This window comes from Nanoarchaeota archaeon, assembly GCA_018897155.1.
Classification (GTDB): Archaea; EX4484-52; EX4484-52; order EX4484-52; family LFW-46; genus LFW-46.
In genome coordinates this window covers 1-14,573 of the sequence record JAHILE010000025.1, presented here as the reverse complement: position 1 = coordinate 14,573, position 14,573 = coordinate 1, and the positions used below count along the sequence as shown (strand labels likewise).

Sequence of the window (14,573 nt, the reverse complement as noted above, 5' to 3'; positions counted from 1 at the left end):
TTTAAGCAGCCTCCATAAAGACATTCAAGTTTACGTAATCTTTTACATAATTAATCAGCGTATCTCTCCAGCCATTCAAATCTTCTAAGTCTTTCATAGAGAAAACCGGATTTGTTTCAAGTTCTGTAAAATTACGCTCATCAATAATCTTTCTAAATGCGGCATTGGCAATATACTCTTTCATAAATAGCCTTATTGCATGAATGCACTCTTGCAGATTCTCCCTGTCCGTTCCATGCAATTCAATAAACTTAGAAATCTCTTCTTCTAAAATCTCATCTTTTAGCTTAAATCGTTTTAAATTCCCGAATATTTGCTCAAGAACTTCCCTTAAAGTCAACCGTCGGTCAAGCTTTACAGCTCTTCTTAATTTGTCAAGGTTGATATACTCTTCAGGCTTATTGAACAATTCTTTTCTAACATATTCTTCTGCTTCTTCTAGCCTTCCTTCTCTGAATTTTTTGTTAATAAACTTATCTTCTCTCACTTTATCTGCGAACGATTCAAATAATTCTCTATCAATACGCATGCCGTTTTTTCCAATTGCGGTCTCATCATATTTCTTAACGGTATCATGATTGTAGTTTTCATAGCGTTCAGAAACAAATGGCGGTTTTTTCCCGCCATCATCAACATAGGTTTTTATTATTGCTGGAAGTTTTAGCTTTTCATCATATGGGAAATCTTTTTCAAAATACTCGCAATTTCCAAAGAAATCAAATAGTTTGAATTTGTCTTTTTCGATTTTTTTCTCAATCCAGCCTTCAAATTCATCTTTAATTTTATATGTGAACGTATATTTTCTGGTGCCACGTCCTTTAATTTGAATAAAATCAGTAGGTGAAAAAATAGGCCTAAACAATCCCAGATTAAGTATATCTTGACAATCATATCCGGTTGTCATCATTCCAACAGTTACGCACACTCTGACTTTACTGGAGTCATATCCTTCCAAGAATTTTGTTTTGCCGCCAAGATTATTATTTACAAAATTAATCGTCATTTGCTGGGCAGCTTCAACATCCGAGCTGACTTGCATGGCAAAATCAGAATTATATTTATCCGGAAACATCTTCATGGCGAGTTCATTAAGGGCATTTGCAATATTTGCGGCATGAGTTTGGCTCACACAAAAAATAATTGATTTGCCTATTTCTCCGGATATTGGATCTTTCAAAGCATGTTCAATAAACGCCTTGCATAAGGCATAGTTTGTTTTTTCAGAGAAAAACTTCTTTTCAAATTGGTTGCGGAAAAAAGTCTGCTCTTCCTTATCTCCGTTTTCATTTTCAATTAAAACTGCATATCCTTGCTCGGACAATAACTCTGTTGTGATATCGGTTCTGCCGTCTGCAACTACGGGATTAATCAAAAATCCCTCATTAACTCCGTCAATTAAAGAATATCTGTATGTTGGCTCGCTATTTTCACAGCCGAAAGTCTTATAGGTATCAAGAAGCTCTCGTCTTTCTAGTTTTCTTGGATCATTTTGAAGAAGTTTATCAGTATTTACATGTTTCAAATAGTCTTTAGGCGTTGCAGTAAGCCCTAACTTATAGCCTAAAAAGAATTCAAATACTGCTCGGCTATTTCCGCCAATTGAACGATGGGCTTCATCAGAGATAACTAAATCAAAGTCAATCGGTGAAAAAATATCCTTATATTTATTGTAACGTATAAACGTTTGAATTGTAGAAACAACAATATCCGCTTTTTTCCAATCATCCCTATTTTCTTTAAAAATTACTGACTTAAAATCATTTTGCAGATATTTTTTGAAATTTTTATGCGCCTGATCTTCTAGTTCCAGCCTATCAACTAAGAATAAAACTCTTTTCACGTTTTTTGTTCTTAAAAATAATTTAATAACTCCTGCGGCAATAAGGGTTTTTCCGGTTCCGGTTGCCATTTCGAATAAGAACCGGTCTTTGCCTTCAGATATTGATTTTTGAATGCTGTAAATTGCTTTTAACTGATATGGCCTAAAAAATCGCAATCCTGTTTTGTCAATAAATGAACTTCTCTTCTTTTCATCAGTATAGTCCGGATCTGTCGCATAATCCGGTTTTTGAGTTATGGCAATATAATCAAAATCAACATTTTCTTTTACTAATGCAGTCTTATTTGGCGCGTATTTTTTTCTCGTTCCTAAAGATTCAGAAGTGGGGAATTTGGTGATGATTTGAGGATTGCCTGTTTCCAAATCCCAAAAAAAATGAATATTGCCATTTGAAAGAATAACATATCTTACATTCAAACTTTTTGCATATGTTCTTGCCTGTTCTTTTCCCGATAAGGGATGTTTATCTTCTGATTTTGCTTCAAGAACTCCGATAGGAAAACCAAATTCATCAAGCAAAGAAAAATCTGTATATCCATTTTTAGTTTTTTCAAAATCATCTCCCAATTCATCAAAATGCTCTCGCGTTATTTTGACATTTTGCTCTAAAACAACATTCGCAGGTTTGCTTTGAGTGTCAAAAAATCGCCAACCCGAATCTTCAAGTAATTTATTGATTTTGATTCGAGCTTTAGCTTCTTTAGGTCTCATTTTGCTCACCAAACCCATTTTTCATCTGTTTTTCCCTCACAGGAACCCATATAACGCCACAGATATATAAATATCACATTACGAATGATCACTATAAAATTTCCGCGTTAAACGCGCGTTTTAGCACTATCAAAACAGGTCACTTATACAAAAAACGTAATTCTATGAGTATATTTACATTGGAACCGGGTTGTTTCATTTTATGGCCATCATGGAAATATTCTAAAAACTCGAACATACCTAATAAATTTAAGCATTCCTCTCGTATAACAATTTCATGCCTCAACTTCCAGAAAATATCAAGATTCTTTTCCGCCGCCAGAATTACGGGCTTGTAGGAAATCATTCTGCTGTAAAAATCTGCGAATGGACCAAAAAATCCCTGCGCAACGAGAGCGTCTGCTATAAAGAGAAGTTCTACGGAAAACTGCACGGCATAAGAAGCCACACATGCCTTCAGATGACGCCTGCGGCGTATTTTTGTCCCAACCGCTGCGTCTATTGCTGGCGCGCAACCGACAAAACTTCTGCAAATTCAATGGACGGTTTTGAGGTGGATGAGCCAAAAGAAATAATAGAAAAATCAATCGAGGTGCAGCGCGTTCTTCTTTCAGGTTTCAAAGGATTTGAAGGCACGAATATGAAAAAATGGAAAGAGGCGCAAGAACCGAAAAATGCAGCAATTTCATTGACCGGCGAGCCTACGGCATATCCGAAAATCTCTGCTTTAATCGAGGAATTCAAAAAGCGCGATATGAGCACGTTTCTTGTGACAAACGGACAGTTTCCAGAATATCTCAAGAATATTGAAGAGCCGTCGCAGCTTTATCTTTCCCTTGACGCGCCGACAAAAGAGATTTATAAAAAAGTCGACATTCCGCAGTTTGCAGATTTCTGGGAGCGGTTTGAAGAGACAATTACTTTAATGCCGTCATTTTCCTGCAAAAAAGCAGTGCGCTTGACGCTTGTCAAAGGAAGGAACGATTCGCATGCGAAAGAATACGCGGAATTGATAATGCGCGCAGATGCTGATTTTGTCGAGATAAAGGCATATATGTGGATAGGATTTTCAAGAATGCGCCTTCCGATTGAGGCAATGCCGCTGTTTGCCGAAGTGCAAAAATTCGCAGAGGAATTGAATGCTCATTTAGGATATTTGTATAAAGACGAAGACGCGCGCAGCAGAGTGATACTTCTTACTAAAAAATAGAAATCTGCTAACAAACATATAAACACTCGGGAATAAAATAAATACATGCGCGCATATTTCTTGATTCTTGTTATGGTTATTTTAATTTCCGGATGTGTTAATCCTTTTGGCAGCTCATCAGGCGGAGGGGGTCCGGGAGTTGTTATCAACTCGTTTTCATTCTCTCCGACTAATTTAAGAAGCAATCAGCTGACAAAGCTTTCGCTTTCAATTGAAAACCGGGGGGATTATGCTGTTGAGGAGGGCACTGGCATAGTGTATATATTTAATTTACCCAATGACTGGGAATTGACTACCGAATATTCTGACATAACATCCAAGACAGAAACATTCGGTCTGATGGCGCCGCAGGTGCGCGGCGTAAAAACGTATTCTGGTGAGAGCCGGAATTTTGAATGGGTGTTTAGGGCTCCGACAAACCTTCCGAAAGGTGAGATATTTTCTTATATTGCGCAGGCTAGAGTCTGCTATCCATACAAAACAAAGGTTTGGGGGCGCCTTGAAGTGTTTTCTGAAAATGCGTGGCTGCAGAATCCTCCGAAAGAACGCACAATAGCAGTACAGCAAACACAAGGCCCTCTTAAAATCGAGTTTCTCTCAAAACAGCCATTGATGTTCGAAACCGATGTCAGGATAAAAGTCAGGATTACAAATGTCGGCGACGGCGTAGTGACCGCAAATGATTGTGAAATTTTTGCAACAGTTGTTGATGATGAGGCAGGTACTGCTTTAAATAATTTAAATAAAATAACTCTTGGAGATCTTGGAGATGGAACCTGTAGTTTGAATGGCGATGACATTTATTTAAAAAAAGGCCAGACAAAAGAAACTTATATAACATGCACTCCGCCAGCACTCGGCAATAATCCGATAACTACAAGTGACTTTACAATGGAATTTGAATATAGTTATTATTCTGACAAAAAGGCATCTATAAGCGTGACAGGAACAAGTGAAGATGCTTCGGGTGGGATGATTGGCGGCGGAGGCGCAATAACGCTTAGTGATGTGTGCACCAAAATATGCAATGCGAACGGGCAAAAAATCATTAAATGGGATAGTACGCAGGGAAACGGCCTGGGTTGGTGCCGTTCAAAATCAGAGACATTAGATGTTTCGTATCCTGCGGCATATCCGCAGTTGAATTATTACCTTGGTTTTGAGCAGGTTGGCGCGGTGGGCAAAACTAACGAATTGAATTTTGCAGAATATGTTGTAACTAATCCCAAAATAAGCGTCGCCGATTTTACAAGTGCTATAGGCACCGATGCATATTCAAAGGCAACAATAGACAGCCTAAAGCTTCACGATGCAAAGGTTGGAGACTTTACCTCTGAAGTAGATCCTCTTGATGTGGAATCTGAAAGCGGCACAATGCGGGCTGAAGGGCTTGCTAACTTAAAGCTGTTCCAAATAGATTCTGAAGAATTCAGCAATCAATACACTCCGGCAATGCTTCGGCGCGATACGGATGGCGATGGGCTTCCAGATTACTGGGAAGAGCTTCCGGCAATAGATCCGACTAATGTTTTGGATCCTGTAAAAAGGGACACTGACGGCGATACTATACCTGACGGTGAAGAAATTAAAAGCGGCATTACAACATATAAACAAGCATATGCTGCAGACACGACAAATAAGCCTACATTCGGCATTGTGGATTATTTCTGCAATGAATTTGTAATCGGGCAGGTTATCGGAAGATTGGATAATGGCGATTCTGTATCTATCAGTTCCAGGCCATGCAGCGGTACTGAAAAGGCAAACATTGGAAATATTCGGCTTAAATACCTTAATACAATTAGCGTTAATGGCGCACAAATAACACCGAGCGCATTAAAAGAAAAATCGATAACCGGTCTGACGATTACCGCCGTAGATGACGTTTCAATCAGCACAATAGCGCAGAATAACCCGAGCAGTAAAATCAAAGGCATTTCCGCAATAAATGTAAAGGACTGGAAAGTGGCGCAAATAATTTCTGCACTTCCATTGGACGACAAGCTGGAAAATTTCCTTAAATATTCACAATGCGATTCCAGATATGTTTTCGGAGCATACTCGCGCGATACAATCTGCAAATGCTTAAGAAAACAAGAAAAGCCGCTTTCGGCATATTCCGGAACTGCATCCGGTGAATGCAATGCCTTTTGCACAAATAACGGAAAAGAAAGAGGCTTATGCGCCACCCTGTTCGAGAACGGTTACGCTTGCTCGGGAACAAGTCTTCTGACAATTACCCAGTTTAATGTGGCTGGAAATGGTTGCACAGCGGATGCGCCGTGCGCATGTTCAGTTAAACTTGGAACGCTTTCAGCACAGGAAGCATCCATTATCTGCGCCAAATAATATATAAAACTAAACAAACAACAAACTCTATGAAATTCTTTGCAGACCTGCACCTTCATTCAAAATACAGCCGAGCAACTTCAAAAGACCTCACTATTCCGAATTTGGATAAATACGCGCGCATCAAAGGCCTGAATCTTCTTGGCACAGCTGACTTTACGCATCCTGATTGGATTGCAGAACTGAAGCAATATCTTCACGAAGACGGGACAGGAATCCCAAAATCTGCAAACGGCATGAGCTATGTTTTCCAGACGGAGGTTTCAAGCATCTATACGCAGGACGGAAAAGGCAGAAGAGTCCATAACATTATTCTTGCGCCGTCGTTTGAAATTGTCGGTCAGATAAACGCGCACCTTGCAAAAAAAGGCAATTTGCGCTCTGACGGCAGGCCGATTATCGGCAGGTATCCCTGCTGCGATATGGTAGAAGATTTGAAAAAGATATCTGACGATATCGAGATAATTCCGGCGCATATCTGGACTCCATGGTTCTCAGTTTTCGGTTCAATGTCCGGTTTCAACAGTATCGAGGACTGTTTCAAGGACCAGGCAAAACACATTTACGCGCTTGAGACCGGGCTTTCCAGCGACCCCGCGATGAACTGGAGGCTTTCCCAGCTTGACCGATTTACTCTTATCTCAAATTCTGATTCGCATTCTTTCTGGCCGTGGCGGATTGGAAGGGAGTGCAATATATTTGATTTCAAAGAACCGACATACAAGAATCTTATCGGCGCACTCCGGCAAAAGAATCCAAAAGAATTCTTGGGAACCGTTGAAGTTAATCCCGCTTATGGCAAATATCATGTTGACGGGCACAGGCTCTGCAACATCTCTATGGAGCCGAAAGAAACAAAAAAACACAACGGTCTTTGCCCTGTTTGCGGGAAACCGCTTGTTATCGGCGTTTTGAACAGGGTCGAGGAGCTTGCAGACAGGCTCGAAGGTTATACACCAAAAAACGCGATTCCGTTTTATACAATGCTGCCGCTTTCTGAAGTTATTGCAAACGCGCTTGGCGGGGGCGCGGTTTCTTCGAAAAAGGTATGGGCTGTGTTTGATGTATTGATTCGAAAGTTCGGCAACGAGTTCAATGTGCTGATGGATGCGCCGCGCGAGGAGCTCGAAAAGGTTGTTGAGCCGAAAATCGCGGACATCATAATGAAAAACCGCGTCGGCGCGATTCAGGTAAAGCCCGGATATGACGGCGTTTACGGAGTTCCAATAATTGATGGCGTAGGGCGCGTGTTTAATGAGGATGAAATCAATAATGAGGTTGATGGTGCTGAAAATAAATCAAAGAATAATCAAAAAAAACCGCAGAAAAGCCTTATTGAATTTAAAAAATCTGTTTGACAATTCGTATTTAAATCTTCCTTTGCCAATAACTAACGCATCATATATTTTGTGCAGGGGTACTCAAGCGGTCTAAGTCGGCGCGCGGAAGTTTTATCGCCGCCAGCGACAAAAGAGGCAGGACTGAGGCTTCTGTGGGTTAGTCCCTTCGGGGGTTCGATTCCGGTTTCTTTCTCTTTTGAAAAAGAGAAAGACAAGTCCGGGTAGAAAGAGAAAACCAGCGACCTCGACTTCATGAAAATCTGCGATTTTCAAGCTTTTGAGGAATCTTTCGATTCCTCAAAATCGTCGAGGTCACAAACTATCCGGAATCGGCGAATATCCCCTCCCCTGCATACAAAGAAAGTCATATTCCCATACCTCGCTTTAATAAAGCGGGTTCTAAAACGGTGAGCGTATGGGATTTAATGACGTCAAAGAGAAATTATACGACTTGACAGCAGACATGAATCGGACAAACGCGTTGATAGAAAGAAGTGATATGAGCGCAAGAAACAAGCAAACATTATTTTCTTTCAGGGATTGGCTCATCAGCCGGCAGTTATCTCTTCTTAGAGTGAAGAAATATCTCATGTTCGCCCGAACCATTACGCAAAACAGTGAAAAGGATTTAATTGATTACACAAAAGCAGACATCGATTCCGTAATGACAAAGATACGTCTATGTGGAAGATATAAACCGGCGAGCATAAACGATTTTGCTACGACCTTTAAGGTTATGTTCCGTTTTATTGATGGCTTAGATGATGGTGAGCAAAGCCCAAGAACAAAGCATCTAAGACAGAAGAAGCCACAAAGCAGTTTAAGACGCGAGGATTTGCTTACGGATGATGATGTGAATAAGCTTATTTCTGCAGCATCTGGCTTAAAGGATGGTCTGATGTATTCAACCATATTCGGCGTATTATATGAAACTGGATGTCGTCCTGGCGAGATACGCGGCATAATGCTTCGAGATGTTGTAAAAAATACGCACGGATACCGCATAAATGTAGATGGCAAGACTGGAAAACGCGTTGTCTTTGCGATTGTCTCAGCTCCTATGCTTGAGAAATGGATTAACGCCCATGCTTTCAGAGAAATGCCGGATACTCCTTTGTTTTATTATATGACCAAGGGCGAACCAAGATTTATTACACATCCAGCGTTTTCAAAAACAATAAAGCTATTGAGCACACGAGTTCTTGGAAGGGCAATAACGCCATATCTTTTTCGACATTCTAGATTAACACAGTATGTTTTGAAGAAAGTTCCTGAGGGCGTAATACGGAAGGCCGTAGGTCACGCTCCGCAATCCCGTGCATTATCAACATACACGCACTTAGTCGATGAGGATGTTGAGAATGAAATGTTTGCAATGTCTGGAATTGATGTTGAGCAAAAGAAGGTGGAGAATACATTTGTTGTTAAAACTTGCCCGAAGTGCAGCGCAGCAGTAGCTTCTCACGAATCAATATGTTCGTGTGGCAATATTTTAAACGGAATAGTGATGGCCGTGCGCGAGAACGAAAATGATAACCGCTTTGAGAAAATGGAGCAGAAAATGGCGGAGATGATGCAGGCTTTGAGTAATGTCGCGGCATCTCAGCAAAAAAACATCATGGTCGGAGGCATGGATATTTCCGCAAGCGGATGTCAGCCTTTAAATGGTGGGGAATTTATTCCGAATTCGGAATGGCGGAATCAAAAGGATAAACTCAAGTTTTCAAGCGTTCAATAATGGGCCGTGAAGGAACTGCGCGAAAAATATCATTCTTCAAAAATGCATCACATATTTAGAATGCGCCGTATCGACTGAGGTTGATGTAGAGGATTATTGAATATTGAGCTCTTGAATCAGGTAATTGTCGGGCGCGATGCCTGGTGGGGGTGGAATACTACTAATCTGAGGCCGTAGCAAATAAATGCTTTTGGAAATTAATGAATGTCGCCCGTATTTTAGTAACGCCGCCGAGCAATTCAGTCGCATCATTTATCGCAAAATATTTAATTTTAAGGAGATCTGGTAGTTTATCTTGATCAAGCTCTTCAATACCAGTTTCAATATATTTGGACAAGACAAATTCTAAAAATTCTCTTTGATTATTGTCTAATGACTTGAGTATGTTTGATTGTGCTTTAGCAACTCTTTCCTCCCTTGAAATTGGTTTAATTGCAAAAGAAATATATTCTAAAACATCAAATATGTCGCTGTTTTCCGCATTTATTAATTGTTGTAATGTTTTCAATTCAGTCATTCCATAACCTGCATCATCCAGTTTATCAAGTAAAGCTTTTCGCGTTATGGGATTCGACCATATTTTACGAAGTTCGTCTTCATTTTTAAAAAAATTGGGTAATTCCCCGTATATCGTTTTTAAAAATTCTTCTAATGAAATTGGTTTTCCATTAGCACTCCAGAATGATGTTTTAACCATGTGCTGAATTTCTCTTTCTTTACCATCACCCAATCTTATTTTTAAGATATTCTTTTTTGGCTGATCTTCTGAGTCTTCATTGTAAGGTGCTGTCGCCTCTTTTATTACTTGCAGGTTTTTTCCAGTTGATAGTTCGGGCTCCATTGGTTCGCCATCCCATTCCGGATCGCTAAAGTGTTGACATGCACCAACAAAATCATATATTGTAAAGAATTCTTTTCCATCAAATAATCTTGTGCCGCGTCCAACAATTTGTTTAAATTCAATTATTTCTTTAATCTGACGCATTAAAACAATGTTGCGAATATTTCTTGCATCAACGCCGGTTGAAAGCTTTTGCGAAGTAGTAAGAATTGTCGGGATTGTTTTTTCATTATCTCTAAATTCTGCCAAATACTCGTCGCCAAGTCTTCCATCATTAGCAGTAACACGTACACAGTAATTTGGTTCTTTGCTTTTCTTATATTGATTAATTAAATCCCTAATTGCAAGTGCATGGTCCTGGCTTGCGCAAAAAACAATGGCTTTTTCATTTTGATTAATCTCTTTTAAAAGTAATTTTACATTATGTGCTTCTTTTTCTTTAATCTCAATTATTCTATTCCAGTCCGCCCCCTGATAAATTTTTCCAGCTTCTACTTCGCCTTCAATAACCTCGTCATCGGAAGTATAAACATACTCATCCAGGGTTGTTTTAATTGTCCTGACTTTAAACGGAGTTAAGAAACCGTCATTAATTCCTTCTTTTAATGAATAAACATAAAGCGGTTTTCCGAAGTATTTGTAAGTGTCCGCATTTTCTTTTCGTTTTGGAGTGGCAGTTAAACCTAATTGAACCGCAGGGGAGAAGTATTCCATTATTGCCCGCCAATTTCCTTCATCATTTGCTCCGCCTCTATGACATTCATCAATAATTATTAAATCAAAATAGTCTTTAGGGTACTGTCCGAAGTAAGGCGTATCATTTGGGCCGCTCATAAAAGTCTGAAATATTGTGAAAAAAATACTGCCATTTTTTGGAACCGAACCCTTCTTTCTTATATCCTTGGGCGTAATTCTGATTAAAGCATCTTCAGGGAATGCAGAAAATTCATTAAATGCCTGGTTTGCCAGAATATTTCTGTCAGTAAGGAATAAAATCCGCGGCCTTCTTGCGCCATCCCGCAATAAATTCCAACGTGCATGGAACAGTTTCCAGGCAATTTGAAATGCAATAGTAGTTTTTCCAGTACCTGTTGCAAGAGTTAAAAGTAATCGATTTTTTCCTTCGGCAATAGCATCTAAAGCGTTATTTGTTGCAATTTCCTGGTAGAACCTGGGCTCGTAAATTCCTCCCTTAGGAATTGCATTGAATTTTTCTTTCCAATTGTTTTTGATATTGAATGTTTTATTCCATAATTCGTCAGGCGTTGGAAACTCTTTTATTATCCCTTCTTTTCCGGTTTCCATACAAATCTGATATATTTCTTTGCCGTTGGTTGCGAAAGTAGTTTCCAAATGCAGTTTCAAAGCATATTCTTTTGCTTGAGCAACTCCTTCGCCAAGTTCTTGAACATCACTTTTAGCTTCTATAACTGCAAGTTTACGGCCTTTATAGGATAGTATATAGTCTGCTCTGATTGGGCTGGCTCTGAGATTACCGGTTTTAATTCTGCCTAAAGTAATCGGGAAGTTTCTATTGATTTTCGTGCCTTCAATTACACCCCAACCGCTTTCTTTTAGCTTGGGATCAATGAGTTCGGCTCTAGTTTCATCTTCATTCATGTTTTTCCTCCAGTTACTTTTGAGTAATATTTTTGGTTTGGGCTGCTCGGTTTATCTGGAATTGTAAGGAATAATAATCCTTTTTCAATCAATGGTTTTAATATTTCTGATCTGAAATATTCTCTATCCTTTATGTTTAATGATGTTTGAATTTCTTCTCTTGTTTTAGGATCTAAGCAAAAAACTAAAATTGCTTTTGTTCGTTCATCCTGCTCGGTAGCCTGCTGGGTAGCTTGCGGGGTAGCCTGCTGGGTAGCTTGGTCGGTCAACGGAATAACTATCTTAAAAACATCTTCTTCAAATAGCTGAGGCGCGCTATTTGAGTATAATTTAGTGTATTTTACAAGATTTCTCACGCCAGAACCTAGTTCATCAGCATTGCCGATTTCTTTGAATACGCCGGCAATAACCGGATTTTTAGGAAACGGAGAGAAATTTTCAGGGTTTATTATTCCCTGCCCATGTGTCTTGTTGCCATTTTCTGTATAAATTCTATTCTTTTCGATTATTATTTTTGCGGGAAACGGATTTGAATATTCTCTATGGATTAATATGTTTGAAGCAATTTCACGAATGATTTTATCCCTTATGCTGATTCTTTGGGTTCCTTCAAGATAAAACGGGTCGGGCAAATGTTTTTGTCCAAATGCAAGTATTCTTTCGTAGCTTTCTATGAGATTTGTCCGCACATCATCACGATCATCATACCGGTCAAGATTTTCTCGCCTCAGTATTAAATCCGTTCTGTGGTGAGGCAATGCCGAAAGAATTGTTTCGTCTTTCCCGAATAAAAGAATTGCCGCAAGCGTAAATCCGGCTTTGTTGGTTTGATAGTCTTTTGAATAAAGTTTCGCGCTTTTCAATAGCTCAATATTGCTCATATTTCGCCACGGATGATTGCTGTTTTGATTAACCGCAAGTTTTCTTGCCCGTTCAATCAAATCGCTTCGCAAATCAGAAATTTTGCAATATGGATACACTTTATTTTCAGTATAAAGCGTTTGCTTATTCAGATACAAAGAAGTGGCAAGCGTGTTGTTGTTTGTAATATCAAAGTCTCCGTCCTGATTTCTATCAAATATTTTCCCGTTGCATCGGTGCACTTGTGAGCTTTCAGGCACATAAATATAAAGCAGTAATTTTCCATCTATCTCCGCTTGCTCTATAGACAGATATACTGACGGCGTTATTTTCTGAGGATTGTTTATCGCAGTCACAAAATCCTTTTTTATCTGCTCGATATAATCCTTCTCAATTCCGGTTATTTTGCCGCGGTCATTAACCCCGAGCAATAATTCTCCGCCGCTGCGGTTTAAAAACGCGCAAACAGTTTCATAGACTCCTTTGTTTATTTCGGTTTTGCACTCTTTGAATTCAATGCGAATCCCTTCGCCTTTTTTGATAATATCAAAAATCTTGTTTTTCAGCATATGCCGTACGCCCCAAACATATTATTCATTGACCAATTCTCCTTTAAAGGCTTTTGTAAGGATGGATTTCTTCAATTCTTCCAAATCCGCCAATTTCCGCGCGTAAATTGCTTCGAGTTTTTTGGTTTCGGCGGAGAGGGCGTTGAGTTTAGCGACTATTAAATGTTGTTCAACTAGAGGTGGCAAGGCAATCATGGAATTCTCAATGAATTCCTTTGAAACTCTTTTATGCCCCACAGCCCCAGTCATTCTTTTTGCACCTTCTTCCCTAAATTGAGAACGTAACAAAAAGTAATATAAAAATTCTGAGAATATATTTTTATTTGTTCTAAAAACGATATATTCGCTAGAACCAAAACCTATGCTATTTTTTAAATTTTTAGCAATACTTAATTTTCCATTTTCGAAACAAGGGGTAATTTTTGCTAAAAGAACATCATCATTAGCAAAATAAGTATAACTTCCTTCTACTTCTTTTAATGTCCTTTCTTTTTCGGGAATTAAAATTTTCTGATTTATTCCCAAATCTTCCATGGGCACAAAAGAAACAACATCAGTTTCTTTTAATTTATTTCGTGCTTCACTTTTAGGTGGTTTAATCTCACAAATTTCTTTAAGCTTCTTCTCTTCCCATCCTTCGCCTTTATTTTCAAAAACACTTTGCAAATAGCTTTCAAAAATCTCTTTTGTATTTTTTAAATTCTTCTCAGCGTTTTCTTTTGCTTTTGTAATGCTTTTAAAAGACTCATCTAAAATAGCGACGATACGGAGTTGTTCTGGGGGAGTGGGGAGAATAATTTCAATTTGTTTCAGCTTTGCTTTATTAAGTGTTTTACCTTTTACTTTAATGTCTCCTTTCGTTGCAGCATCCCAATCAAAAAAAGTCAAGAAGTAATATAAATATTGATTTGAAAGGGTCTTTTCATTTTTAATTGTTAGAGCAGCTATCGCTTCATTTGTAAATAAATCTCTTCCAGCGAATGCCAATCTGCCTAAAGTTAATTTAAAACTAACCAGTAAAGTTCCTTTTTTAACAATTTTTGATAATTTTGCACCTTTATCAGAAACATATTCTTTACTATCGGCTACAATTTTACCTTGACCATTCAATAAATCTGCAATTGACAGCCAAACGTTTGTGGTTTGTTTTTCTTGATCCCAAAACGATTTATTTCCTCGATAAGGAGTTTTGCCCAATTCAATTTCGCAAACATCCCCCAACCTCTTCACTTCCCAACCGGTTTTCATAACAACCGATCCTTTTTAGATGTCAATATTTTCTGAAAATCTTTGGCTGAAGGCAATTTGCCATACAGCTCTTTGGGCAATTTTTTGCTTAAAGTATATTTTGCTACCCCTATTGGTTTTGATGCAGTCCTTAGAGCATATTCTACTTCCAGCCTGTCTTTATGCGGCACTAACAAAATTCCAATACTTGGGCGGTCATCCGGCTGCTTCAATTGTTCATCTATCAACTGCAAATAAAAATCAAGT

General features: G+C 38.9%; 9 protein-coding genes. 4 read left to right on the top strand and 5 right to left on the bottom strand.

All coding sequences use genetic code 11. The features are described from left to right. Position 1 precedes the first annotated feature (1 nt). The gene (locus KKB09_02805; GenBank protein MBU4300126.1) at positions 2-2,551 is read right to left on the bottom strand and encodes a DEAD/DEAH box helicase family protein; all 2,550 of its coding nucleotides are present in this window, start codon (positions 2,549-2,551) and stop codon (positions 2-4) included. A gap of 277 nt (positions 2,552-2,828) precedes the next feature. Between KKB09_02805 and twy1 the strand changes: the two genes are divergently transcribed. From twy1 to KKB09_02785, 4 genes are all read left to right on the top strand, one after another. Then, positions 2,829-3,761 (top strand): 4-demethylwyosine synthase TYW1, encoded by a 933-nt coding sequence (gene twy1, locus KKB09_02800; protein ID MBU4300125.1) that lies wholly within the window; start codon positions 2,829-2,831, stop codon positions 3,759-3,761. A 45-nt stretch (positions 3,762-3,806) separates the two neighbouring features. After that, positions 3,807-6,110 carry a hypothetical protein gene (locus KKB09_02795; GenBank protein MBU4300124.1) on the top strand — a complete coding sequence of 768 codons (2,304 nt, stop codon included), beginning with the start codon at positions 3,807-3,809 and terminating at the stop codon, positions 6,108-6,110. A 29-nt stretch (positions 6,111-6,139) separates the two neighbouring features. Then, on the top strand, positions 6,140-7,468 hold the full coding sequence (locus KKB09_02790) for an endonuclease Q family protein (GenBank protein MBU4300123.1): 1,329 nt from the start codon (positions 6,140-6,142) through the stop codon (positions 7,466-7,468). Between the two features lie 397 nt (positions 7,469-7,865). Continuing rightward, positions 7,866-9,188, top strand: coding sequence for a site-specific integrase (locus KKB09_02785; protein MBU4300122.1), 1,323 nt, complete (start codon positions 7,866-7,868; stop codon positions 9,186-9,188). Between the two features lie 160 nt (positions 9,189-9,348). Here KKB09_02785 and KKB09_02780 read toward each other — a convergent pair whose 3' ends face one another. The 4 genes from KKB09_02780 to KKB09_02765 form a co-directional block, all read right to left on the bottom strand. After that, a complete protein-coding gene (locus KKB09_02780; GenBank protein MBU4300121.1) occupies positions 9,349-11,649 on the bottom strand; it encodes a DEAD/DEAH box helicase family protein in 2,301 nt (766 codons plus the stop codon). Next, a complete protein-coding gene (locus tag KKB09_02775) occupies positions 11,646-13,079 on the bottom strand; it encodes a putative DNA binding domain-containing protein (GenBank protein MBU4300120.1) in 1,434 nt (477 codons plus the stop codon). Before KKB09_02775 ends, KKB09_02780 begins: the two co-directional genes overlap by 4 nt. A 21-nt stretch (positions 13,080-13,100) precedes the next feature. After that, on the bottom strand, positions 13,101-14,327 hold the full coding sequence (locus KKB09_02770) for a restriction endonuclease subunit S (GenBank protein ID MBU4300119.1): 1,227 nt from the start codon (positions 14,325-14,327) through the stop codon (positions 13,101-13,103). Beyond that, on the bottom strand, positions 14,324-14,573 hold a 250-nt coding region (locus tag KKB09_02765), incomplete at its 5' end, for a DUF1016 domain-containing protein (protein ID MBU4300118.1). The genes KKB09_02770 and KKB09_02765, both read right to left, overlap by 4 nt.

Coding starts and splice junctions, on each gene's coding strand:
- KKB09_02805 (MBU4300126.1), bottom strand. CDS start 2,551: ATGAGACCTAAAGAAGCTAAAGCTCGAATCAAAATCAATAAATTACTT.
- twy1 (MBU4300125.1), top strand. CDS start 2,829: ATGCCTCAACTTCCAGAAAATATCAAGATTCTTTTCCGCCGCCAGAAT.
- KKB09_02795 (MBU4300124.1), top strand. CDS start 3,807: ATGCGCGCATATTTCTTGATTCTTGTTATGGTTATTTTAATTTCCGGA.
- KKB09_02790 (MBU4300123.1), top strand. CDS start 6,140: ATGAAATTCTTTGCAGACCTGCACCTTCATTCAAAATACAGCCGAGCA.
- KKB09_02785 (MBU4300122.1), top strand. CDS start 7,866: ATGGGATTTAATGACGTCAAAGAGAAATTATACGACTTGACAGCAGAC.
- KKB09_02780 (MBU4300121.1), bottom strand. CDS start 11,649: ATGAATGAAGATGAAACTAGAGCCGAACTCATTGATCCCAAGCTAAAA.
- KKB09_02775 (MBU4300120.1), bottom strand. CDS start 13,079: ATGCTGAAAAACAAGATTTTTGATATTATCAAAAAAGGCGAAGGGATT.
- KKB09_02770 (MBU4300119.1), bottom strand. CDS start 14,327: ATGAAAACCGGTTGGGAAGTGAAGAGGTTGGGGGATGTTTGCGAAATT.